We start from the raw sequence: 21,643 nt of genomic DNA, 5'->3' as shown, positions 1-21,643 counted from the left end.
TATACCGTATTTTTTTTCAGAAGGAAAGTCTTATCTGTTTTTATATTCCAAGCGAATTGTATCCGCAATCAATGCGATAAACTCTGAATTCGTTGGTTTTCCCTTTCCGTTGCTTACTGTATACCCGAACAAGTCGTCGAGCGTATCCAGCTTTCCTCTGCTCCACGCAACCTCGATCGCATGGCGTATCGCTCTTTCTACCCTGCTTGCTGTCGTCTGGTGCATCTTAGCTACTGTTGGATACAGAACTTTCGTTATGGCGTTCAACACATCCATATCTTCCACTGCCATAATGATTGCATCCCTCAGATAATGGTATCCTTTGATATGGGCCGGTATACCAATCTCATGTATCATGTCTGTTACTCTCGTTTCCAGATTAACTTCCGGCTGACGGTTTAAAGTTGTTTCGCCCGGAGACATCTGCTTCATCTCATGTCTTATTACATGGTTCGCATGTTTTATCCTGTTCAGTACCATATCGTTGTTAAACGGTTTCATGATATAGTAATTCGCGCCTTTCTTAAAGGCATCTTCTGTAATTCTTTCCTGTCCTACCGCTGTTACGACAATAAAATCCGGGTGTTTCTTAATTTCCTTATCTTCGTTGACAAGATCCATGACACTCAGACCGTCCATTTTCGGCATTATCAGGTCCAACAGGACAACATCCGGCTGTTTCTGCCTAATAAGCTCATACATGTCCTCCCCATTATTCGCCTTACCGACAAGCGTAAGCTCCTTGTCATTGCTTATGATATCGCCAAGCAAATCCAAGATTCTCTCATTGTCGTCGGCTATCGCTACGTTTATCTCTCCCATTTGGCGTAAAGCCTCCCTTCCTCATATAAAAACCGTCAGAATTTATTATATATTTCGCCATATAGCAAAGCAAGAAATTACTGTCGTAAAAACTTGACACCAATCGACAGTTTACAGACTAATCTACATAATCCAACATATTCTCTATGAAAATGCCATACCCTTTCGTAGAATCCTGAACGAACACATGGGTAACCGCCCCGATTAATTTGTTATTCTGGATTATCGGGCTTCCGCTCATGCCTTGTACGATTCCTCCCGTTAATTTAAGGAGCTCCGAATCTGTAACTTCGATGACAATTCCCTTGTTCACTTCTTTGGCGTTTTTGTCGATTTTTGTAATACGAATATCATAATCTTTTACTTTGCCGTCAACAGAACATCGTATGACAGCATCTCCCTCTTTGATGTCGTCTTTATTCCCGACTTCAATCGGCGTCTGATCCGAAAAAAGCGCATCAATCCGCTCAATACGCCCGAATATTCCAGATTCTGTATTTTTCTCTATGCTGCCGAGCACGTTATAGTTATTGTAGATGATAATGCCTTCCATGCCTCCCGGAACGCCGTTCTCACCCTTTTGTATGTCTTTGATGCTCGTCGTGTAAAGTGTTCCGTCATTGATTTCCAGAAGTTCGTTCGTATCCACATCGTGGATCCCGTGCCCAAGGGCTCCAAACTGGCTGTCCGTGTTCAGGAAGGTAATCGTGCCGAGCCCCTGTGCATTGTCGCGTACCCATATGCCGAGCTTATAATCCCTCGTGCCGCACTGAACCGGCTTCAGCTTGATATCGATGTACTTGTCCGTCCGGCGCACCTTCAGCACGACCTCGTCCTCATCCAGCTTCTTCATCGCTGCTATCAGTTCTGATTTGCTGCCTATCTCTTCGTCGTCCAGGCCCACGATATAATCGCCTGATTTCACAAGATGGGCCGCCGGCTCATAATCCATTCCGTCTACGGAAGTGACCGCATCCGTGCCGAGAACCATCACCCCTTCCGTCTCCAGATAGATGCCGATGGGCATCCCACCGGGAATCACCATACGCTTGGACTCAGCGCTGGCGCTCACCTCCTGCCTCAGCTGGCTGTGCTGGTCCTCGATAAGATAATAGCTTCCGCCCACCGCAATCGTGAAAGTAACAATAATGATAAGTATTTTCTTGTACCAGTATCTCCGCATACCAAACCCTCCTGAAATTGTATAGAATTGTCATAGGGGTCAGACCCCTGTCGCGACAGGGGTCTGACCCCTATGACAATATCGAAAAAAGACAGACACTTTCATGTCTGTCTTAGTATATGAGTTTTTCAGGATTTCACTCTGGATTTTTTTGTCTGTTTTGCAAGTTCCCGCATTTCTCTGGCATTTTCCATTACGGTTTCTGTTATTTTGGCCCCGCCGAGTATTCTTGCCAGCTCGTTTACTGACGCTTCCTCTGTCAGCGGCCGGATATCTGTCCTGGTGCTTTCTTTGGTGGCCGTCTTTTCGATGACGAAGTGGCAGTCCGCCATTGCAGCTATCTGCGCGAGATGGGTGATGCAGATTACCTGATGCTTCCTGCCTATGACTGCCATCTTCTCGGACACCTTCTGTGCGGTGCGTCCGCTGATTCCGACATCAATCTCGTCAAAAATCAACGTCTCTATATCGTCCCTGTCCGCCATCACGGTCTTAATCGCCAGCATGATTCTGGACAGCTCGCCGCCTGAGGCCACGTTGATGAGCGGCTTCACGGGCTGTCCCGGATTGAGCGATATCATGAATTCCACCTCATCCGTACCCTGGACCGTATAGTCAGACAGCTCCTCAAAATGAATTGCAAAACTGACATCTTCAAAGTTCAGTTCCAGCAGACCTTCTTGAATCGCCCTCTCCAGAATCGCCGCCTGTTCTTTCCTCAGGCGGCTCAGCCTGCCTGCCTGCTTCTTCAGCTCTTTTTCCGCCCTGTCGCAAGATTTTTTTAACGTATCGATATACTGTTCGTAATCCTCAAGCTTCTGAATCTTGTCCTGCTGTTCCCTGCCGTAAGCCAGAATATCATCTATAGTATTCCCGTATTTTTGTTTTAAATGATTGATTTCATTCAGACGGTTCTCCGCCTCTATGAATTCTTCTTCAGAAAATTCGCACGATTTGCTGTAATCGGACAACTCTCTGTTGAAATCGTTCAACAGGCTGTCCACTTCCACAAGCTGGTTATAGAGCTCCTGCGCACGCCCGTCATACTCAGACGCCTCGGAGAGCGCACGTATGGCCCTGCTGAGCGCTTCGCTCGCGCTGGATTCCCCTTCGCTTGTAAAGGTATATGCCTCGGCGACACCATCGGCAATCTTCCTGCCGTTTGCCATGCGGCGGTACAAAGCCTCCAGCTCCTCATCTTCCCCCGGCTTAAGCTCCGCCTTCTCTATCTCGTCCGCCTCGAACTTAAGGAAGGCAAGCTCCTTGGCACGCTGTGCCTCATCCATATCCGCCTCTTCCAGCTCTTTTCTGCGCGCCTTGTAAGTATGATACGCCCGGGCCGTCTCGTCCTTCACAGAGCCGATATAGTCTCTTGCAAATGCGTCTACAATCTCCAGGTGATTCTTCTTGTAGAGCAGCGACTGGTGCTCGTGCTGCCCATGGATATCAATCAGGATAGAGGACACTTCCTTTAGAAGTCCCATCTGCACGGTCTCACCGTTGATTCTGCTCACGCTTCTCCCCGCCATGAGACGCCTGCTCAGCACGACCATTCCCTCCTCCGGAACTATGTCAAGCGCTTTCAGCTTTTCTGCCTGCCGCTCATTCTCCACAACAAACGCAAGCTCTACAAATCCATAATCCGCACCCGCACGTATGATGTCTTTCGTGTACCGGCCGCCGAGCGCAAGGCTTACAGACCCGAGAATAATAGACTTTCCGGCCCCAGTCTCTCCTGTAAGTATATTAAGCCCCTCTTTGAAGTCCACTTCAATCTCATCAATGAGGGCAAGGTTTTTCACATGTAAATTCTGTAACATACTGCCTCCTACAAGACAATCTTGCTTATTTTGTCCATAACACGGACCGTATCATCCACACTGCGGATTGCGCACATAATCGTGTCGTCTCCCGCGATGCTTCCCACCACCTCATTCCACTTCATCGCGTCAATGGCGGCACACACGGCCATCGCCATGCCGGCCACCGTCTTGATGACTAGAATGTTCTGTGCCATATCCATAGAGACATAGCCGTCTTTGAGCACACGCATATATTTTTCACTCATGCCGCTCTGGGCGCTCTGGTGGATTGCATAGCGCTGCTTTCCGTTCTCGGAGGGAACCTTGGTAAGCTTAAGGTCACGTATATCCCTGGAAACGGTAGCCTGCGTAACCTTGAAGCCCTCGTTCGTGAGGTAATCCGCCAGCTCTTCCTGTGTCTCGATATGGTATTTGTTGATAAGTTCAATAATCTTCGCATGTCTGTTTACTTTCATGATGTTAGTTTCCTTTCATCTTTCTGCGCAGCGTTTCTAAAAAACTCACCTGGCTCAGCTTTACAATCTGCGTGACAGCTTCCGACTTCCTGATTGTAACGCTGCTTCCTGTATCCAGATTCACCGTGTCCGCCCCGTCGAACGTGACGAACACTTCCTCTGTCGTATCATGCCTGCCCTTGCCGATCTCAATCACGATCTCATCTTCAGCGGACAGCACGATGCTTCTCGTATTAAGCGCGTGCGAGCATATCGGCGTAATCACGATCATAGAAGCCGTCGGCTCTACGATAGGCCCGCCGGCCGACAGATTATACGCAGTGGACCCCGTCGGCGTGGAGATAATCACACCGTCCGCCTCATAGGCATTGAGCAGCTCTCCGTTCACATACAACCTGAAATGGATGACCCTGAGCTCCCCTTTTCTGGATACGACAATATCATTGAGGGAGACATCGCTGCTCCCATCTTCAAATATTCCCTCCAGCATCATTCGTTCTTCTTTGGCATAGTCGCCCCGCAGAATCTGCCGCATCGCATCGTCCAGATGGCAGAGCTCTACTTCGGTAAGATATCCGAGCGTCCCCATGTTGATGCCGAGAACCGGTACATTCCGGTCTCTGAGTAGCCTCGCGACCTCAATGAGGCTTCCGTCTCCACCTATGACGACCGCACAGTCAATGGCATCCGGCACACTCTCCGGAATAATCACTTTCTGCTCATCTTTCTCACACAATATACAAGTCTTGCCGCCAGCTTCCAAAAGCCGTTTTACTTTTCCTGTAACATGGCGGTCCGGATCCTTTCCATCGTTCGTCACTATATAAAATCTGTCCATACGTACCCTCAAGTATTCTTATATTAACCTTTGGCCAGCAGGTCAAAAGCCTGTCCCACCGTCTTTTCAATATCTATCGTATCAGAAATCCGGTCTGTTTCCCCACACTTTTCCAGATGGACAAGATATTCAATATTGCCCTCCGGCCCCTTGATTGGAGAGAATTCCAGATTCAGCACTGCAAATCCTATGGCCATTGCATACCGGATTACTTTTCCAATCACCTCGATGTGCGTGTCAGGGTCTCTCACAACTCCCTTTTTCCCCACCTTATCTCTTCCCGCCTCAAACTGAGGCTTGATGAGGGCGACAATCTGCCCGTCATCCGTCAGATAATTACGAATCGGCTCCAGCACCTTTGTCAGAGAGATAAAAGACACATCGATGGAGGAGAACTCTACCGGCTCCCCGATGTCTTCCGGCGTTACATACCGGATGTTCGTCTTCTCCATGCATACGACCCTCGTATCCTGTCTGAGCTTCCAGTCGAGCTGCCCCCTTCCGACATCGATGGCATATACCTTCACCGCACCGTTTTGAAGCATGCAGTCTGTGAAGCCGCCTGTGGAGGACCCCACATCCGTACAGACCTTGCCGTCCACACTTACCTCAAAGTTCTGAAGCGCCTTCTCAAGCTTCAGCCCGCCCCTGCTCACATACGGAAGCGTGCTGCCCCTCACCTCTATCTGAACCTCTTCCGGAAATGTAGTGCCGGCCTTGTCTTCCCGCTGGCCCTCCACGAACACGCTGCCAGACATGATGACTGCCTTGGCCTTCTCCCTGGATGCCGCCAGATTCCTCTTTACAAGTAATACATCCAACCGTTCTTTCATATGCCTTCCACAACTTTCGTGTATGTTTCTATAATGCGTTCCGTTATCGACTGCCGGTCGATTCCCGTCTCTTTGCGCAGTACGTCTATATTGCCATGTTCCACATAATCGTCCGGCAGCGCAGCCGTCAGCACGTGAAGCGGAACCTTTCTTCTCGATACGTACTCGAGGACATGCTCGCCAAAGCCTCCGCTCTGCACATTTTCTTCTATCGTGACAAGCAGGCGGTGATTTCTGCCGAGCCGCTCCACCATCTCTTCATCCAGAGGCTTCACGAACCTGGCATTGGCAAGGGTGCACCGGTACCCCTTCTCTTTCAGCGACTTCCACACGCCCACCGCTTCCTCGAACATATGCCCCACGCTCAAGACTGCGATATCCTCTTCTTCATATATCATCTCACTCCTGCCATATACGACAGGCGCACGGAATTCTTCGTACCGGTCATAGGCTGTCCCCCGTGGGTAACGTACGGCTACAGGGCCGTCATATGCCACCGCAAAGCGCAGCATATCAGCCAGCTCCCACTTATGCTTCGGAGACATGACCACCATATTCGGTATGCTGCTCAGATAAGAAAGGTCAAATATCCCCTGATGCGTCTCACCGTCATTGCCGACCAGCCCCGCCCTGTCTACCGCAAATACGACCGGCAGGTTCTGGAGCGCGACATCGTGGATAATCTGGTCATAAGCTCTCTGAAGGAAGGAAGAATATACGGCAAATACCGGCTTTACCCCTCCCGCGGCCAAGCCAGCGGCAAATGTCACACCATGAGCTTCTGCGATACCCACGTCGAAGAACCTTTTCCGGAACATTCTCCGGAACCGGTCAAGCCCGGTGCCATCCGCCATGGCGGCCGTTATGGCAGCTACATCCGGATTATGTGCCGCTATGTCACAGATCACCTTTCCAAAGACATCCGTGTACGTATCTTTCCCCTTTTTCGACAGTGCATCTCCCGTCTCGATATCAAAAGGCCCGATTCCATGGAATTTCTCCGGAAATTCCTCTGCGGGACCATATCCCTTCCCCTTTTCCGTCAGGACGTGGAGCAGTACCGGGCCGTTAATCTTACCTGCTTCCTTAAACGCCTTGCACAAAAGAGGCAGGTTATGTCCCGGCACCGGCCCCAGATATGTAATCCCCATATCTTCAAAGAACATCCCCGGAACGACGAGCTGCTTGATGCTGCTCTTCGTCCTGCGGATCTTTTCAATCACAGAGTCCCCAACGACGGGCACTTTGTGAAGCGTGTTCGTAACCCCTCTCTTCAGTCCGGTATAGAAATCTGCCGTGCGCAGCTTGGCCAGATACTTGGACATGCCTCCGACATTTTCTGATATGGACATATGGTTGTCATTGAGCACGATAATAAAGTTCGTCTTCAGGTGGGACGCGTTGTTCAGCGCCTCATAGGCCATGCCCCCGGTAAGAGAGCCATCGCCGATAACAGATATGACGCTGTAGTCCTCCCCTCTGATATCCCTCGCCTCCACATAGCCGAGGCCCGCAGAGATGGACGTGGAGCTGTGGCCTGTGTCAAAGGCGTCACATTCACTTTCCTTCCGCTTCGGAAAACCGCTCATCCCGCCATATTTGCGCAAATCTTCAAAGCCGGCCTTCCGCCCGGTGAGAAGCTTATGCGTATAGGACTGGTGGCCGACATCCCAGATAATCTTGTCTTTTGGAAGGTCGAACATCAGATGCATGGCCATCGTAAGCTCCACCACCCCGAGATTGGACGCAAGATGTCCGCCCGTCTTGCTGATCTTCTCTATGAGAAACCGGCGGATCTCGCCGGACAGCTCATATAGTTCCTCTATATCAAGCTCTTTGATATCATTTTCTCTCTGTATGCGTTCTAACATAATCAGGCACCCTCTCTATTTGTCCCTGTGGATCAGCTGCATGAGCAGCTGCTCCAGATAGGCATTCTCGCCCGGAAGCTGATGCAGCAGGCCCACCGCCTTCTGTGACAGCTCTTCCACCGTCTTCGCCGCCTCCTTGATTCCAAGCAGCGTGACATACGTCGTCTTTTCATTCTTTTCATCACTGTGCACCGGCTTGCCGAGCACCTCGGATGAACTCACCACATCCAGGATATCGTCCTGAATCTGGAACGCGATTCCGACATTCCTCGCAATCTGTTCTACCGCTTTTACTTCTTCTTCCGAAGCTCCCCCCAGTATAGCGCCAATCATCATGGCGCTTTCGATCAGGGCGGCAGTCTTAAGCTCATATATCGTGTCGAGCACCTCTTTGGAGATCGCATGCCCCGTCTCTTTGACATCAATCACCTGTCCGCCGATCATCCCGTAGATGCCGGCCTTCTCCCCGAGCACGCCAAGCGCCCTTCCTATGAGCAGGCTGTCCTCCGGCTCTGTGACGAAAGCCTTGAATGCTGTCTCAAATGCGTAGTTGAGCAGAGCATCACCTGCCAGGATACCCATATCTTCCCCGTAGACTACATGGGTCGTCCTGCGTCCTCTCCGGTACTCGTCATTGTCCATGGCCGGCAGATCGTCATGCACGAGAGAATACGTGTGGATCATCTCGATCGATGCCATGAACGGCTCCAGCGCCTTCGACTTGCCGTCAAACAAGTCGTACGTCTCTTTCATGAGCATCGGACGGAGCCGTTTGCCACCCGCCAGAAGGCTGTAGGACATAGCCTCCATGATGATGCTCTGATACCCTTTCTGCTTCGGAAGGAAGTTCTGAAGCATCGTCTCTATCTCCTGCACCTTGCGTGTACTCTGTATATTAAAATCATTTTTAGAATTCATGCGTCTCTCCCTCTTCATCCAGTACGAGCATCTCTTTCTCAATCTTATCTACCTTGTCGCTGCACTTTCTGAGCATATCTATGCCGCTGTGATACAGGTGGAAGGAATCCTCAAGCGATACGTCTTCTGCTTCCAGACCTTTTATCACTTCTTCCAGCTCCCCGAAGATATCATTCAGCGACCGCTCCTTTGTCTCATTCTCTGCTTTAGCCATGTTCTTCCTCCTTCATCCCTTCTACCACCGCATATACGATTCCGTCCGTCACATAGACAGACAGCCTGTCCTCCTCTTCTACATCCCGGATACTCTTTACCGCCCTGCCTGATGCTCCCTGGACATACGAATAGCCCTGGTTCAGCTTACCGACAGGCGACAGTCCCTTCATCATCTCCACATATACGGCCAGCTTGTGCCGGGCGTCCATAAGCTTTCCTTCCATCCCCCCGCGAAGCCTGTCTTCCATATCAGAAAGCCTCTGCCTGAGATCTCTGAGCTTATGTTCCGGGTGCAGATACTTAAGCTTTGTCTGATATTCCCTCATCCGCAGCCTTTCCAACTGGATTTTCTGCCTCATAAGCCGGGACAGCCGCACCTTTGCCTCTGCAAGTTCCCCGCTCAGCTTCCCGTAATCATATACCGCAAGCTCTGCCGCGGCCGACGGGGTTGGTGCCCGCAGGTCCGCCACATAATCCGCAATCGTCGTATCCGTCTCATGCCCTACCGCAGATATGACCGGCACAGTGCAGTCGAAGATCGCCCGTGCCACTTCTTCTTCGTTGAATGCCCACAAGTCCTCGATAGAACCGCCGCCCCGGCCGACAATCATCACGTCCACTTCCGCCTGCTGCAGCATCCGGATGCCGCGCACGATGCTCTCCTTCGCTCCTTCTCCCTGCACCCTGGCAGGGTACAGGATAAGCTGTACGTATGGATTGCGCCGCCTGGCAATATTCATGATGTCCCTCACCGCAGCGCCGGTGGGCGCAGTGACGACGCCGATCCTCTGTGCATAGGCCGGAATCGGCTTCTTATATTCCAAAGCGAACATCCCCATCTCTTCCAGCTCACGCTTCAGCATCTGGAACTTCTCATACAGGACGCCCTCCCCGTCAAGCCGGATTTCCTTCGCATAGAGCTGATAGGAGCCGCTCCTCTCGTACACGTTCACGGCCCCCATCACGATAACCTGCTGACCTTCGCCCATACGAAAAGAGAGCCCGCCTCGCTGCCCTGCAAACATGACACAGGCAATCGTTCCAGACTCATCCTTTAACGAAAAATATATATGTCCCGAAGTGTGATATTTACAATTAGAGACTTCGCCCTTCACGTAGATGCGGCCGAGCATGTAGTCCTGGGTAAACATATTTTTAATGTATGCGTTCACTTGCTTTACTGTATATACATTCTGCATCGTCCACTTACTCCCGGTTAATCAGCCAGCTTCGCAAGCACGCCATTGACAAATGCGGGCCCATCTTCGCTGCTGTATTTCTTCGCAAGCTCTACTGCCTCATCGATGGCAACTCCAGTCGGTACATCCTCATCCCATTTCATCTCATATACGGCGAGACGGAGAATGGTAAGGTCAACCTTGTTCATCCTGCCCGTCTTCCAGCCCGTGGCATGCTCATTGATAAGCCTGTCGATCTCTTCTGTCCTTGCCGCAATCTTCTTCGATTTGCCACTGATGTATTCCAAGTCTTCCTCTCCGGCACTCTCAAGCTGCCCCGTATAGAGCGCAAGCTGTTCCGGCATCTCCTCTTCCGGGCAGAAATCCATACAGAACACCATCTTGAAGATATGCTCTCTCAACTGTGTTCTCTTCACTTATGCTTCCTCCGGCATCTGTACTCCGGCCACGCGGATATTCACATCAGCCACGTCAAGGCCTGTCATGTTTTCGATTGCGGTCTTAACCTTGTCCTGTACCTTGCCTGTAACATCTTTGATGCTGTAGCCGTACTTCAGGTTCAAGGCAAGGCTGACCGTCACGATGCCTTCCAGCACATCCACCTTCACACCTTTGGAAAGGGACTTCATGCCAAGCTTCCCTATCAGCTCTCTCGTGGCATTGCCCGCCATAGACGCCACGCCTTCCACTTCCATCGCTGCGAGGCCGGCGATGATAGCCACTACCTCGTCGGCAATCTTCACTTCGCCCAGATTCTCATCTGCTTTTATCGTATATGCATCTCTCTCTTCTTTTCCCATAATCCATAAACCTCCTGTCTGGTTTTACGCTTCTTTTTATTATAACAAATTTGCACTTATTTGCAAACTATATTGAACATTTACAGACGAACAAGTGAGTTTAGCGGCCAAATTCGGAAAGTACCAGCCCTTCGTTGCGCTCCTGTGTCATGCGGATGCTCCATTCATTGACGAACAGAAGCAGCGGCCGGTCTCTTAAGTCCTTGACTTTCTTCATGTCAGACGTTCCCGTAAGCTTCGCCATATCTATATCCTCATTTTCTATCCAGCGGATATATTCATATGGCAGGCTGTCCATGCGGATTTCTACATTGTACTCGTTCTCCAGCCTGTACTTGAGCACATCGAACTGCAGCACTCCAACGACCCCGACGATGATTTCTTCCATGCCCGTATTATATTCCTGGAATATCTGGATAGCGCCTTCCTGGGCTATCTGGCTGATTCCCTTGATAAACTGCTTGCGCTTCATTGTATCCACCTGCCGCACCCGTGCAAAATGTTCCGGCGCGAAGGTCGGTATGCCTTCATATGCAAACCGTTTTGCGGATGTAGTCAGCGTATCTCCGATAGAGAAGATACCCGGATCGAACACACCTATGATATCTCCCCCGTATGCTTTATCGATTATCTTGCGTTCGCTTGCCATCATCTGCTGTGGCTGGGACAGACGGACCTTCCGGCCTCCCTGCATATGGTATACTTCCATGCCTGCCTCGAACTCCCCGGAGCAGATACGCATAAATGCAATCCTGTCACGGTGCGCTTTATTCATATTCGCCTGGATCTTAAAGACAAACGCTGAGAAATCCGGCTCCTCCATCGGGTCTATCTCACCTTTGTCCGCATTCCTCGGAAGCGGAGATGATGTCATCTTCAGAAAATGCTGAAGAAATGTCTCGACACCGAAGTTCGTAAGGGCAGAACCGAAAAACACGGGGGAAAGCTCCCCCCGGCTTACAAGCTCCTGGTCAAATTCCGCGCCGGCACCGTCCTGCAGTTCCATCTCCTCTTCCAGCTGCACCCTCTGGGAATCTTCTATAAGCCATGCAATCTCTGGGTCATTGAACTTTACCTTCCGCACTTCCCCCTGTGTCGTCCCCTTCTTCGTGTCAGAGAACAGCTCCACTTCCTTTTCTGCGCGGTCATACACCCCTTTGAAGTTCTTTCCCGAGCCTATCGGCCAGTTGACCGGACATGTGGCGATTCCAAGCTCCTGCTCGATATCGTCCAGAAGCTCAAACGTATCCATGGCCTCCCGGTCCATCTTATTGATAAATGTAAATATCGGGATATGGCGCATCGTACAGACTTTGAACAGCTTTCTCGTCTGTGCCTCCACACCCTTTGACGCATCGATGACCATGACGGCCGAATCGGCGGCCATAAGCGTCCGGTAAGTGTCCTCGGAGAAATCCTGATGCCCCGGCGTATCAAGTATATTGATGCAGTACCCGTCGTAATTGAACTGGAGTACGGATGAGGTGACCGAGATTCCTCTCTCCTTCTCGATTTCCATCCAGTCAGAAACCGCATGTTTCGAGGTCGCTTTGCCTTTTACGCTCCCCGCCGTGTTAATTGCCCCGCCATACAGGAGGAACTTCTCCGTAAGCGTAGTCTTGCCCGCATCCGGATGTGAGATGATAGCGAACGTCCGCCTCTTCTTTATCTCGTTTTTGATTTCATTATTCATCTGTGGCATATCTACACTCCTAATTTTAATCCGTTCCAAATGGATATATCGTAAGTATATCCCAATCAAACACCATTAGTCAGTATAACATACCCGCTTTTGATCTACAATTGAAATTTTCCGCTGCTTTGCCGAAGATACGGACAGCAAAATGGCATAGTCATGGCCGACTATGCCTCATGCTGCAGCAATACTTCTTCTTACCATGCCACCGGCTATTTACCGTCAGAGCGTACCGGTGTAATCACTATGTTCTGCGCGTCTATTCCCGTCTTGCGGGATACTATGTCTTCAATCTGTGCCCTGTTCGCGTCGCTTAATTCTTCCGCATTGACGACGACATCAGCGCTTTCTGCCGTAAGGCTCACGACCGCCTCGTTGAAGCCTTTGGATGCCAGAAGGGTTTCTGCTGCCGCTTCTTTTTCTGTCAGGTCCGTCATCTGAACCATCTGGTTCACGGCATCTTTTTTCTGCTCGTCGCTCAGCTTGTCATTGTCGATAATCTCCATGAGAGATTCCTTGTTTTTGGCACGCACCTGTTCTCTTGTCACTTTTGCCTCGGCAACTACCGCGCTGGCATCTCCGTTTGTGAGTACAGCCTCGCCGGGAGTGCCGTCTACGCTGCCGTCTTTCCCTTCGCTGTCACTGTCCTGGCTTTGGATGTCTCCCGACGCGCTTGCCAGGTCCTCATCTGAGATGTCCAGAAGCTCTTTATTAGCCAGCTCTCCGCTCGTCTCAGTGGTCTTATCCTTGTCATTGAATAATCTGCCGGAATAGTTCAGATATCCCGCAGCGGCAATCATAACAGCAAGAGCAGCAATAATCACCTGGTTTTTCCTAAATATTCGTTTCACTGTTCACCCTCCTAATTCACCACTTCTTTTAATTCTTCTTCATTATCTTAATTTTATGCGTGTCTACGCCAAATAATGCTTGAACTGCCTCAGTTATATTCTGAACGACGACCGCATTATTCCCGCCGGATGCCAGCACCACCACCCCCTCCACCTGCGGGCTTATCTCTTTGCTTATATAAGGAGACCCGTCCTGGGCGCTGCCACCGTCATATACGGTCGTCTCACCGCGGGTCGAATTCTGCGTCGTCCTGCTGCCGCCCTGGCTGTCCGACTCTGTCACCGACTCTGACTCTCCCTCTACATCCTTCTCCACCACCTTCTCGGAAGATGATTTGAGCGTTATCATCACCGTCACATCGCCTACCCCCGCCATCTGCGACAGCACTTCCTCCAGGTGCGCCTCCATTTCGCGCGCGTAGGAATCTCGCGCGGCATCCGAACCGTACGATGCCGAATCTGCGCTTCCCGACCGGCTGCTGCTTTTGCCCGTGCTTCCCGAGCCGGACGGAATAGCGATGACGAGCAGCAGTATGCCGGCCAGGAGTATGATGAGAATCTGGTCTTTCTTAAGCTTCCCTCCTGGAATCAGTTCCTTGATCTTCACCATCCATTTCTTTTTATCTTCCAACATGAATCTCCTCCACTTCTACCGTCCCCTTTCCGGTCTCCTCGTCTTCATCCTCTTCCTCCCCAGTGCCAAGATACTCGGATGCATCCACGTCATTAAGATATGTTGTAGAATCTTCTATCCGCTCTATCTCTTCTTTATAGGCTTCATTGTCATATACGTCTGCCAGCCTCCCATCCATTCCAAAAAGCTTGAATATCGGTGTCGCAAGCATCAGTATGAGCACCAACCCTGTAAAGAACCGTATGTATTTTTTGTAGCCCGTATTAGGGAGCACCTGTACGGCTGCCATGACAAGCACCATATAAAAAGCGATATTCTGGATCCATTCATATAGATATTGAAACATAATGCCTCCTTACACTCCACTCGTCACTGCCGATACGATGGCTATCGTCAGAAGGAACAGAAGTCCGACCGTGAACACGACGCGCATCAGAATCTGGCACCCGTCCCCCACGCTCTCTACACACCCCACGATCCGTTTGTCGGACACCGGCTGGATCAGAGCCGCCACAAGCTTATACATGATGACGACGATGCCGGTCTGGATCAGAGGAGCGACGCAGAGCGCAATGCAGATGACTGCCCCTGTCATGCCGATGCCGTTCTTTACGAGGACTGCCGTTCCGAGCACGACTTCTGTCACGCCCCCTATGGCGTCTCCTATCCCGGGGATTGCCTCGGCTCCCCGCGTGACGACGCTCCTTTTTACCGTGTCGATGGCCGGGCTTATAAGTCCCTGTATCACATTCAGCCCTATGATGCACGCAAGCAATGTCTTGAGCGTCCACACGATGACAACCTGCAGCAGTTCTGCCAGCCTGCTCAGATAATCTTCGGAAGACAGATAATTTATTACCTTGACCATGATATATATATGGACTGCCGGCAGCAGAAAATTCACAATCACCATCTCAACGAGATATATGAGGAACAGGACAAGGTTGAAAAATGCGATGGACGTCACGCTCCCTTTGGCGATTGCGACCGCCAGAAAGTAAAGCGGACAGAATACGCCCATGAACGAGGTCAGATTATCGATGCCCCCCTCTACCCAGTCGATGACAATTTCAAACGAGTTCAGGCAGAGCGCGATTAACAGCAGATACAGCATATAAAAGCTCACCTCTGATATCTGCCTGTTCTGGAATACGTTAGAAAAGTTCGTGAACACGGCTGCGATAATGGCAATGAGCAGTATATGTATGAGATTCGACTTGTTGCTGCGCACTACATAGGTAAGCTGATCTGACACGAGCCTGTTCAGCAGGTCTGCCGACAGGGACATGTCCCCGGAGATGACAGCCATAAGCGTCTCTTTAAAGTCGAGCCGCTCTTCCGGAAACAGTTCTTTTAGGGAATCATCGATATCATCAAAATCAAACTGGCTGATAATCTGCTTCTCGACCGCACCCGGGTCATCCTGCCCCCCGCTGCCGTCCTCTTCCTTTTCCTTCTGATCCGTGCCTTCCTGGCTTTCCTGGGCCTGTACTTCTTTTATGCTGCCGGTGCCGGCAAGGCCGCAAGCTGACAGCAGCAGCACGGCGAAAACTATATATATACATTTTTTCATGACAGAAATTCCTTTATCGTCTCCAGAAGAGCCATCAGAACCGGCATGCTCAGCACGAGCACCGCCAGCTTCCCGAATATCTCAATCTGCACCGCAATCGTCTGGTAACCTGCATCCTTGCATATGCCGGAGGAAAACTCCGCTACATATGTGATGCCGAGCATCTTGATCAGCGTCCCGATATAGGCAGTGTCCATATTGATATAGCTGCTGATCGTGCGCATCATATCTACGATGATGTTCAGCCTGCTGATGATGCAGAAAAAGATGAACAGGCTCAGCACCACGCTGATATAGATGCCATATTCTGATTTGCCGCTTTTGAACTGTATGGCAAGCAGCGTCCCTACTACCCCTATGACTCCTATCTGAATCATATTCATATGGCAACCCCTCTTATATATTTAAAGTGAAAACAGCTTCTTGATCGACTCGAACAGGTCATAGATATACGGTATGATCCAGAACAGTACGAGAAGCAGTCCTGCCAGGCTTGTCAGAAAAGCCTGCTCTTCCCTTCCGCTGTGCTTCAATACCTGGCTCAGTACCGATACCAGTATCCCGACAGCCGCAATTTTAAATATCAGATTAACACTCATACACGCCTCCTCTATATAAGCAGGACTGTCAGAAATATGCCGCTCATGACTCCAAGGCAGCGGCATAATCTCATCTTCGTCCTCATTCCTTCTCTTTTTTCCGACATGGAGACAGCCAACTGTTCCTGATACAGTTCCAGCGTCTTGACCTGCATATCCATGTCTGCCGCCCCAAGCCTTCCCCCCAGGGCCGCCAGCCGTCTTCTCTCCTCCTGCGGAAGCCCGGATACCGACAGATATGCCTCCGTCTCCGTCTCCCATATATCGGAGAACATTCCGCCTTCTCTTTTGTCCATGCTCCGGCTCATCTGGAAAAGCCAGCCCGCGTACGGTTCCCGGACCTGTTCCTTGATATGGAGGAACGCCTCACCGAGATAAGCTCTGCTGTAACGTATCTCGCTCTGCAGCATATAGATGATCTGCTGCAGATACTGCATCTGCCTGTACTCATCCTGAATTCCGGACGCCGCTCTCATCCCCATCAGCGTCGTCCCCGCAATGAGCAGCAGCCCGCCAGCTATCTTCAACATATCCGCCTACACCCCTTGTCCCGCCGGCTGCTCTTCATACAGAAGGGACCCCCGGCCGTCATATATTCCTTCTATCTGTCCGGGATGCAGGTGGCTGCCAAGCACGATGTACCGCTCAAACCTTTTTTCCTGTACGAGCCTGCCAAGCAGCGGCTTCTTCCTTATCTCCTCCATAGACGCGCCGTGTATGCTGGCAAGCATCTTGCATCCGCAGTGCATGGCATATTCGACAGCATGTACATCTTCCGCGGCCCCGATCTCATCCACCGCCAGCACCTCCGGGCTCATGGACCGTATGAGCATTATCATGCCTTCTGCCTTTGGACAGCAGTCCAGTACGTCCGTGCGCATCCCGAGATGGTTCTGGGCCACCCCCATATAGCATCCCCCGATTTCAGAGCGTTCGTCCACCACTCCGACCGACATCCCCCTCACCCATGCATTTCCGTCCGATATCTGGCGTATCATATCTCTGAGAAGCGTCGTCTTGCCACACCTGGGCGGCGATATGACGAGCGTATGGCATAGCTGCCTGTTACAAGAGACATAAGGGAATACTGCATCCGCACATCCCAGCACTTCATGAGCGATCCGCAGGTTCACGGAAGATACGTATTTTATATTTTTTACTTTACCGTCTTCTATGATTGCCTGTCCGGTCATTCCCACCCTGTGTCCTCCTTCGATCGTTATGAATCCCTGTTTCATCTCCTGTTCATATGCATACAGCGAGTAATTGCTGATATATCCCATCATTTCCCTGATATCCTCCTTTGTAACGATGTAGGGTCTGCCACGTCCCGGCCCTGCCATAAGCTCATCTCCCCGGTAAACCATAAGAAGCGGCTTGCCTGTCCTCAGTCTGATCTCCTGCAGATAGTCGAACTGGAGCTGTTCTTCATCGATGAGCCGGCGCACCTTCATGGGCAGCACCTTCAATATCCTGTCTCTTTGCATCTTTGTCCACCTCTTTACACAATATATGTACAGCCTTTCAATTTATTCCCAAATATGTTACAATCTTAATGCCCTCAGATGGCAGAGTATCCGTACCCTTGCCGGCTGAGGGCATTCAGCGAAAGATAAAATGAGAAAGAGAGGTACGCATATCATGATTGCTGTTTTTCTTGCTCCGGTCTATATACTTCTGAACATATATGTATTTTGCTGGCTCATCCGCTGGATGGGTGCCTGCACCCGCCATTTCAAGAAACGTCCGGTCCGGGCGGCCGTGCTTGTCGTCTACAGCTTCTTTGCCCTTTCCATCCTCCTTTCCTTTTTCTGGCCCGTGAGATGGCTCAAGACGCTCACGAACATCTGGTTCGGAACCGTGTGCTACATCCTGCTGACCGTAGCGGCCGCCGATCTTATCCGCATCATTCTGAAATATGTTGTCAAGGTTGACCGGCAGCGGCTCTCATCCCGCCGCACCTTTGTCACGGCGGGTACCGTCTGCATCGCGGTCATACTGTCTGTCAGCGTATACGGCTTCTTAAATGGGAAACATATCCGTACGACGGAATATGACGTGGCGATTGATAAAGATGCCGGAGATATCCATTCCATGAAAGTCGTGCTGACCGCCGACCTGCATCTTGGATACAACACCGGTAATTATGAGATGGAGCAGATGGTGAAAAAGATAAACGCGCAAGATCCAGACCTCGTCGTCATTGCCGGCGACTTCTTCGACAATGACTTCGATGCCCTGGACGACCCGGATAAAATCGCTACGACACTACGGGGCATCAAAAGCTCTTATGGCGTATATGCCTGCTACGGGAATCACGATGTACAGGAGAAGATCCTCGCCGGCTTTACGTTCAACCATGACGAAAAGAAAGTGAGCGACCCCCGTATGGACCAGTTCCTGGCCGATTCTAACATCACCCTGCTCCGGGACGAAGGGGTGCTTGTCGAGGATTCCTTCTATCTGTATGGCAGGGCGGATGAAGAGCGGCCCGGCAGGGGAATTGACGAGCGCAGGACTGCCGTGGAACTGACAGAAGGCATGGATATGGACAAGCCCGTCATCGTCATCGATCATGAGCCGAAGGAGCTGGATGAGCTTGCACAGGCAGGGGTGGATCTGGATCTGTGCGGCCACACCCACGACGGACAGATGTTCCCCGGCAACGTGACGATAAAGCTTATGTGGGAAAATGCATATGGATACTTGAAGAAAGGGAAGATGCACAATTTCGTCACCTCCGGTGTCGGCGTATTCGGCCCGAATATGAGGGTCGGTACGAAAAGTGAGATATGTGCCATTGATGTGTCCTTCCGATAACAGAGACCTGCCGCTTAAAGCGGCAGGTCTCTTCTGCTGAATCTAGCTATGCCGGCGGTCATCAGTACGATTCCCGCCACATACAGGGCAGCACACATCAGCCATGCCTCGCCGTCACCGGCGCTCAGCCCGTCGATATCGAACAGTGTCAATGGGGTGGCATATTTCAGGCTTTCAAACTTCTCTCCCACCCTGGATATCATCTGCAGCAGAAGGGAATATACTACGACAGCCGTGCTTATGGCGGAAGCATTCTTCGATTCATTACAGAAGCAGGAAGCGCACATCCCCGCCCCGCCGAAGAATACGAGCAGGCCCAGGAGGCCCGTATTGAGCCGCAGGAATGCTTTCATATCCATCTCGCCGGGAAACAGTACTTCGCTGACTATAAGAATCAGCCCGGTCGCAAAGCCGACCATGATGACAAGGCACAGCAGAAGGAACAGCGCCTGTGTCAGCATAATCTTCCACCTTTTCACCGGTGCCGCCAGCAGGTATGCCATGGAGCCGTTGTCTACATAGCGTGCTGCCAGCCTGTTTGCCAGGATTATGATAAAGACGCCCGGAAAAGCGACATACAGTACGCCGTACAGATAGCTTGCCACGAACTCGAGCAGGGTGGCTCCCACATTCGTCATTCCGAATGCCGCGAACATGCCCGGCATACTGTCTGCCATCGCACGAAGGCCGTCTCCCATCTTCGGGTCGAACATCATGGTAATCATGCTGCCATACATGCTGAGCACCGCCAGAAAGATGACGAGAAGTATCCAGTTAGACTTTATTTCTTTTTTAAATAACGTTGTATTCATGATTCCATATCCCCCTCTCCGTAGAAATGCAGGAAGAATTCTTCCAGGCTCTGCGTACGCACGTTCAGGTCGGTCACCGTATACATGCCGGCCTTTTTTATAAAGGTATCCAGATTCCGGCCGACTCTCGCGGTCACTGTCCTGGATCCGTCCTGACAGGCGGCCTTTGGAAAACCGGACGCGAATTCTGCCGCCATCACTGGTTCCAGAAAGGTGATTTCCACCGTCTTCTGCCTGCCCTCTCTCAGCTTCTCCATATCTTCCACCGCGACGAGCCTGCCGTCCCGGATGATTGCCGCCCGGTCACAGGTACGCTCAACTTCCTCGAACATATGAGAAGACATGAGAATCGTCCTGCCCCGTTTCTTTTCGGCGAGTATCAGCTCCACGAACCGGTTCTGCATGAGCGGATCCAGCCCGCTCGTCGGCTCATCAAGAATCAGGATGTCTGCCTTCGTGTCCATGAAGGCGCAGACGATTCCTATCTTCTGCTTCATCCCCTTGGACATCTTTTTCAGCTTTCCCGACGCGTTCAGCTCGAACAGCTCCATCAGTTCGTGTGCCCGGTCCAGCCCTTTCATCTTTTTCATCTTCGCCACAAACCTTATGAACTCCATGCCGTTCATAGAATCTATGAATGCAATCTCTCCCGGAAGATATCCGATTGATTTCTGAATCTTATCTGCCTTTTTAAAACAGTCCATCCCCTGGATTGACAGGCTTCCGCTGTCAGGTTTGATGAACCCCATGAGCTGGCGGATCGTCGTAGTCTTGCCTGCCCCGTTAGGACCGAGAAAGCCGAGGACTTCACCTTTTTCTACGGAAAAGCTCACATCGAAGACGCCCCGCCCTTTTCCATAGTCTTTTGTTATATTGCTGATTTCAATCACGCCCATCCAAGTATTCCTCCTTATATACGAGCTTTTTAAACATATCCATCCATCGGTCGAACTCTTCTAGCAGCATATCTACATCCATCGGTTTCCCCGACATCCTAAGGTCGTGCAGGTAGCCATCCGCCATCCATATGAGCATCTTCATGACCGTGTACGGCTCTGCATCGTCTTTGAACTTATAGGCGTCGATATTGCCGAAATACATTTGATACATTACCTCTATCTGAGATAAGTTGATCTGCTTCAGGTCATCCGACACATCTTCCTTCTCTGAATAAAATGCACGCATGGCAAAGTCTGTTATGTACGGATTCTTGCGCAGCACTTTGACCTTCTTTTCGGACGCATAGGAAAGCAGCCCAAAGAAATCCGTTATCTCTTTAAACTTCTTATCTACGACTTGTTCTTTCATCACTTCCATCACATAGTCATACAAGTATAAGTACAGCTCTTTCTTATTATGGAAATAATAAAACAGCAACCCTTTGGACACGCCCGCCTTGGATGCAATCAGATCCGTCGACGCCCGTTTGTACTCATTCTGGGAGAACACTTCCATAGCCGCATTGATGATACTCTGCTGCTTTTCCTCTGGAAGCGTATAGAACTTCTCATTCATCGTCTCACCCCTTACATTATTCAGACCGGTTTGACCACATCGGTCATCCCTTATCTATACAATACCTGATTGACTATTTTTTACAACCCCCCTGCCGCAAAAGTTTCCAGATAAAGCAAGGGGGCCAGACCCCTGAGGTCTGTCCCCTTTGCTTTGGAGGGTCTGGCCCTTTTCGACAGGGGTCT

Annotated in this window: 25 protein-coding genes; 1 reads left to right on the top strand and 24 read right to left on the bottom strand. The window is 50.8% G+C overall.

Going from position 1 to position 21,643, the window contains the following annotated elements:
* Positions 1 to 30 precede the first annotated feature (30 nt).
* The 21 genes from spo0A to spoIIIAA form a co-directional block, all read right to left on the bottom strand.
* Positions 31 to 822: a sporulation transcription factor Spo0A gene (gene spo0A, locus HJV72_RS00820; RefSeq protein ID WP_208067910.1), complete on the bottom strand. Its 792-nt coding sequence runs from the start codon at positions 820 to 822 to the stop codon at positions 31 to 33.
* Positions 823 to 940: 118 nt separating this feature from the next.
* Positions 941 to 2,005: a SpoIVB peptidase gene (gene spoIVB, locus HJV72_RS00815; protein WP_208067908.1), complete on the bottom strand. Its 1,065-nt coding sequence runs from the start codon at positions 2,003 to 2,005 to the stop codon at positions 941 to 943.
* Between the two features lie 128 nt (positions 2,006 to 2,133).
* On the bottom strand, positions 2,134 to 3,825 hold the full coding sequence (gene recN, locus HJV72_RS00810) for a DNA repair protein RecN (protein ID WP_208067906.1): 1,692 nt from the start codon (positions 3,823 to 3,825) through the stop codon (positions 2,134 to 2,136).
* 8 nt (positions 3,826 to 3,833) lie between these two features.
* Positions 3,834 to 4,283, bottom strand: coding sequence for an arginine repressor (argR, locus tag HJV72_RS00805; RefSeq protein WP_066575736.1), 450 nt, complete (start codon positions 4,281 to 4,283; stop codon positions 3,834 to 3,836).
* A 4-nt stretch (positions 4,284 to 4,287) separates the two neighbouring features.
* A complete protein-coding gene (locus HJV72_RS00800) occupies positions 4,288 to 5,121 on the bottom strand; it encodes an NAD(+)/NADH kinase (protein ID WP_208067904.1) in 834 nt (277 codons plus the stop codon).
* A 23-nt stretch (positions 5,122 to 5,144) separates the two neighbouring features.
* A complete protein-coding gene (locus HJV72_RS00795; protein WP_208067902.1) occupies positions 5,145 to 5,954 on the bottom strand; it encodes a TlyA family RNA methyltransferase in 810 nt (269 codons plus the stop codon).
* On the bottom strand, positions 5,951 to 7,825 hold the full coding sequence (dxs, locus tag HJV72_RS00790; protein ID WP_208067900.1) for a 1-deoxy-D-xylulose-5-phosphate synthase: 1,875 nt from the start codon (positions 7,823 to 7,825) through the stop codon (positions 5,951 to 5,953). Before dxs ends, HJV72_RS00795 begins: the two co-directional genes overlap by 4 nt.
* 15 nt (positions 7,826 to 7,840) lie before the next feature.
* The gene (locus HJV72_RS00785) at positions 7,841 to 8,743 is read right to left on the bottom strand and encodes a polyprenyl synthetase family protein (protein ID WP_208067898.1); all 903 of its coding nucleotides are present in this window, start codon (positions 8,741 to 8,743) and stop codon (positions 7,841 to 7,843) included.
* Positions 8,733 to 8,957, bottom strand: a complete 225-nt coding sequence (gene xseB / locus HJV72_RS00780) for an exodeoxyribonuclease VII small subunit (protein ID WP_208067896.1) — start codon at positions 8,955 to 8,957, stop codon at positions 8,733 to 8,735. The genes HJV72_RS00785 and xseB overlap by 11 nt, the downstream gene beginning before the upstream one ends.
* The gene (gene xseA, locus HJV72_RS00775) at positions 8,950 to 10,158 is read right to left on the bottom strand and encodes an exodeoxyribonuclease VII large subunit (RefSeq protein ID WP_208067894.1); all 1,209 of its coding nucleotides are present in this window, start codon (positions 10,156 to 10,158) and stop codon (positions 8,950 to 8,952) included. Before xseA ends, xseB begins: the two co-directional genes overlap by 8 nt.
* 17 nt (positions 10,159 to 10,175) lie before the next feature.
* On the bottom strand, positions 10,176 to 10,574 hold the full coding sequence (gene nusB / locus HJV72_RS00770) for a transcription antitermination factor NusB (protein ID WP_208067892.1): 399 nt from the start codon (positions 10,572 to 10,574) through the stop codon (positions 10,176 to 10,178).
* The gene (locus HJV72_RS00765; protein WP_208067890.1) at positions 10,575 to 10,958 is read right to left on the bottom strand and encodes an Asp23/Gls24 family envelope stress response protein; all 384 of its coding nucleotides are present in this window, start codon (positions 10,956 to 10,958) and stop codon (positions 10,575 to 10,577) included. It abuts the gene before it with no gap.
* A gap of 100 nt (positions 10,959 to 11,058) precedes the next feature.
* A complete protein-coding gene (locus HJV72_RS00760) occupies positions 11,059 to 12,660 on the bottom strand; it encodes a peptide chain release factor 3 (RefSeq protein WP_208067889.1) in 1,602 nt (533 codons plus the stop codon).
* Between the two features lie 206 nt (positions 12,661 to 12,866).
* Positions 12,867 to 13,505 (bottom strand): SpoIIIAH-like family protein, encoded by a 639-nt coding sequence (locus HJV72_RS00755; protein ID WP_066575694.1) that lies wholly within the window; start codon positions 13,503 to 13,505, stop codon positions 12,867 to 12,869.
* Positions 13,506 to 13,533: 28 nt separating this feature from the next.
* Positions 13,534 to 14,139 carry a stage III sporulation protein AG gene (locus HJV72_RS00750; protein WP_208067887.1) on the bottom strand — a complete coding sequence of 202 codons (606 nt, stop codon included), beginning with the start codon at positions 14,137 to 14,139 and terminating at the stop codon, positions 13,534 to 13,536.
* Positions 14,126 to 14,485 (bottom strand): stage III sporulation protein AF, encoded by a 360-nt coding sequence (locus HJV72_RS00745; RefSeq protein ID WP_208067885.1) that lies wholly within the window; start codon positions 14,483 to 14,485, stop codon positions 14,126 to 14,128. The genes HJV72_RS00750 and HJV72_RS00745 overlap by 14 nt, the downstream gene beginning before the upstream one ends.
* A 9-nt stretch (positions 14,486 to 14,494) precedes the next feature.
* A complete protein-coding gene (locus HJV72_RS00740) occupies positions 14,495 to 15,712 on the bottom strand; it encodes a stage III sporulation protein AE (RefSeq protein ID WP_208067884.1) in 1,218 nt (405 codons plus the stop codon).
* Positions 15,709 to 16,095 (bottom strand): SpoIIIAC/SpoIIIAD family protein, encoded by a 387-nt coding sequence (locus HJV72_RS00735; RefSeq protein ID WP_208067883.1) that lies wholly within the window; start codon positions 16,093 to 16,095, stop codon positions 15,709 to 15,711. The genes HJV72_RS00740 and HJV72_RS00735 overlap by 4 nt, the downstream gene beginning before the upstream one ends.
* A 21-nt stretch (positions 16,096 to 16,116) precedes the next feature.
* The gene (gene spoIIIAC, locus HJV72_RS00730; protein WP_208067882.1) at positions 16,117 to 16,311 is read right to left on the bottom strand and encodes a stage III sporulation protein AC; all 195 of its coding nucleotides are present in this window, start codon (positions 16,309 to 16,311) and stop codon (positions 16,117 to 16,119) included.
* 11 nt (positions 16,312 to 16,322) lie between these two features.
* A complete protein-coding gene (locus tag HJV72_RS00725) occupies positions 16,323 to 16,841 on the bottom strand; it encodes a stage III sporulation protein AB (RefSeq protein ID WP_208067881.1) in 519 nt (172 codons plus the stop codon).
* A 6-nt stretch (positions 16,842 to 16,847) separates the two neighbouring features.
* The gene (spoIIIAA, locus tag HJV72_RS00720) at positions 16,848 to 17,798 is read right to left on the bottom strand and encodes a stage III sporulation protein AA (RefSeq protein ID WP_208067880.1); all 951 of its coding nucleotides are present in this window, start codon (positions 17,796 to 17,798) and stop codon (positions 16,848 to 16,850) included.
* A 154-nt stretch (positions 17,799 to 17,952) separates the two neighbouring features.
* On the opposite strand from spoIIIAA, the gene HJV72_RS00715 reads away from it, so the two are divergent.
* Positions 17,953 to 19,131: a metallophosphoesterase gene (locus HJV72_RS00715; RefSeq protein ID WP_208067879.1), complete on the top strand. Its 1,179-nt coding sequence runs from the start codon at positions 17,953 to 17,955 to the stop codon at positions 19,129 to 19,131.
* A 14-nt stretch (positions 19,132 to 19,145) separates the two neighbouring features.
* Here HJV72_RS00715 and HJV72_RS00710 read toward each other — a convergent pair whose 3' ends face one another.
* From HJV72_RS00710 to HJV72_RS00700, 3 genes are read right to left on the bottom strand one after another with little or no spacing between them, the layout of a single operon-like run.
* Complete coding sequence (locus HJV72_RS00710; protein WP_208067878.1) at positions 19,146 to 19,943, bottom strand: ABC transporter permease subunit; 798 nt, start codon at positions 19,941 to 19,943, stop codon at positions 19,146 to 19,148.
* Positions 19,940 to 20,839 carry an ABC transporter ATP-binding protein gene (locus HJV72_RS00705; RefSeq protein WP_208067877.1) on the bottom strand — a complete coding sequence of 300 codons (900 nt, stop codon included), beginning with the start codon at positions 20,837 to 20,839 and terminating at the stop codon, positions 19,940 to 19,942. Before HJV72_RS00705 ends, HJV72_RS00710 begins: the two co-directional genes overlap by 4 nt.
* Positions 20,826 to 21,458 carry a TetR/AcrR family transcriptional regulator gene (locus HJV72_RS00700; protein ID WP_208067875.1) on the bottom strand — a complete coding sequence of 211 codons (633 nt, stop codon included), beginning with the start codon at positions 21,456 to 21,458 and terminating at the stop codon, positions 20,826 to 20,828. The genes HJV72_RS00705 and HJV72_RS00700 overlap by 14 nt, the downstream gene beginning before the upstream one ends.
* Between the last annotated feature and the right edge of the window lie 185 nt (positions 21,459 to 21,643).

This window comes from Extibacter sp. GGCC_0201 (assembly GCF_017566055.1).
GTDB lineage: Bacteria > Bacillota > Clostridia > Lachnospirales > Lachnospiraceae > Extibacter.
The sequence above is the reverse complement of the archived record's forward strand: the minus strand, read 5'-3'. Positions and strand labels throughout refer to the sequence as shown.

Bases quoted from the DNA above. Each gene is read 5' to 3' on its own strand.
- xseB (WP_208067896.1), bottom strand. From the start codon at position 8,957: ATGGCTAAAGCAGAGAATGAGACAAAGGAGCGGTCGCTGAATGATATC.
- HJV72_RS00745 (WP_208067885.1), bottom strand. From the start codon at position 14,485: ATGTTTCAATATCTATATGAATGGATCCAGAATATCGCTTTTTATATG.
- spoIIIAC (WP_208067882.1), bottom strand. From the start codon at position 16,311: ATGAGTGTTAATCTGATATTTAAAATTGCGGCTGTCGGGATACTGGTA.
- HJV72_RS00700 (WP_208067875.1), bottom strand. From the start codon at position 21,458: ATGAATGAGAAGTTCTATACGCTTCCAGAGGAAAAGCAGCAGAGTATC.
- recN (WP_208067906.1), bottom strand. From the start codon at position 3,825: ATGTTACAGAATTTACATGTGAAAAACCTTGCCCTCATTGATGAGATT.
- HJV72_RS00705 (WP_208067877.1), bottom strand. From the start codon at position 20,839: ATGGGCGTGATTGAAATCAGCAATATAACAAAAGACTATGGAAAAGGG.
- HJV72_RS00750 (WP_208067887.1), bottom strand. From the start codon at position 14,139: ATGTTGGAAGATAAAAAGAAATGGATGGTGAAGATCAAGGAACTGATT.
- xseA (WP_208067894.1), bottom strand. From the start codon at position 10,158: ATGCAGAATGTATATACAGTAAAGCAAGTGAACGCATACATTAAAAAT.
- HJV72_RS00740 (WP_208067884.1), bottom strand. From the start codon at position 15,712: ATGAAAAAATGTATATATATAGTTTTCGCCGTGCTGCTGCTGTCAGCT.
- spoIVB (WP_208067908.1), bottom strand. From the start codon at position 2,005: ATGCGGAGATACTGGTACAAGAAAATACTTATCATTATTGTTACTTTC.
- HJV72_RS00785 (WP_208067898.1), bottom strand. From the start codon at position 8,743: ATGAATTCTAAAAATGATTTTAATATACAGAGTACACGCAAGGTGCAG.
- HJV72_RS00710 (WP_208067878.1), bottom strand. From the start codon at position 19,943: ATGAATACAACGTTATTTAAAAAAGAAATAAAGTCTAACTGGATACTT.
- HJV72_RS00795 (WP_208067902.1), bottom strand. From the start codon at position 5,954: ATGAAAGAACGGTTGGATGTATTACTTGTAAAGAGGAATCTGGCGGCA.
- argR (WP_066575736.1), bottom strand. From the start codon at position 4,283: ATGAAAGTAAACAGACATGCGAAGATTATTGAACTTATCAACAAATAC.
- HJV72_RS00765 (WP_208067890.1), bottom strand. From the start codon at position 10,958: ATGGGAAAAGAAGAGAGAGATGCATATACGATAAAAGCAGATGAGAAT.
- HJV72_RS00760 (WP_208067889.1), bottom strand. From the start codon at position 12,660: ATGCCACAGATGAATAATGAAATCAAAAACGAGATAAAGAAGAGGCGG.
- HJV72_RS00735 (WP_208067883.1), bottom strand. From the start codon at position 16,095: ATGAATATGATTCAGATAGGAGTCATAGGGGTAGTAGGGACGCTGCTT.
- HJV72_RS00715 (WP_208067879.1), top strand. From the start codon at position 17,953: ATGATTGCTGTTTTTCTTGCTCCGGTCTATATACTTCTGAACATATAT.
- spo0A (WP_208067910.1), bottom strand. From the start codon at position 822: ATGGGAGAGATAAACGTAGCGATAGCCGACGACAATGAGAGAATCTTG.
- dxs (WP_208067900.1), bottom strand. From the start codon at position 7,825: ATGTTAGAACGCATACAGAGAGAAAATGATATCAAAGAGCTTGATATA.
- spoIIIAA (WP_208067880.1), bottom strand. From the start codon at position 17,798: ATGCAAAGAGACAGGATATTGAAGGTGCTGCCCATGAAGGTGCGCCGG.
- HJV72_RS00800 (WP_208067904.1), bottom strand. From the start codon at position 5,121: ATGGACAGATTTTATATAGTGACGAACGATGGAAAGGATCCGGACCGC.
- HJV72_RS00725 (WP_208067881.1), bottom strand. From the start codon at position 16,841: ATGTTGAAGATAGCTGGCGGGCTGCTGCTCATTGCGGGGACGACGCTG.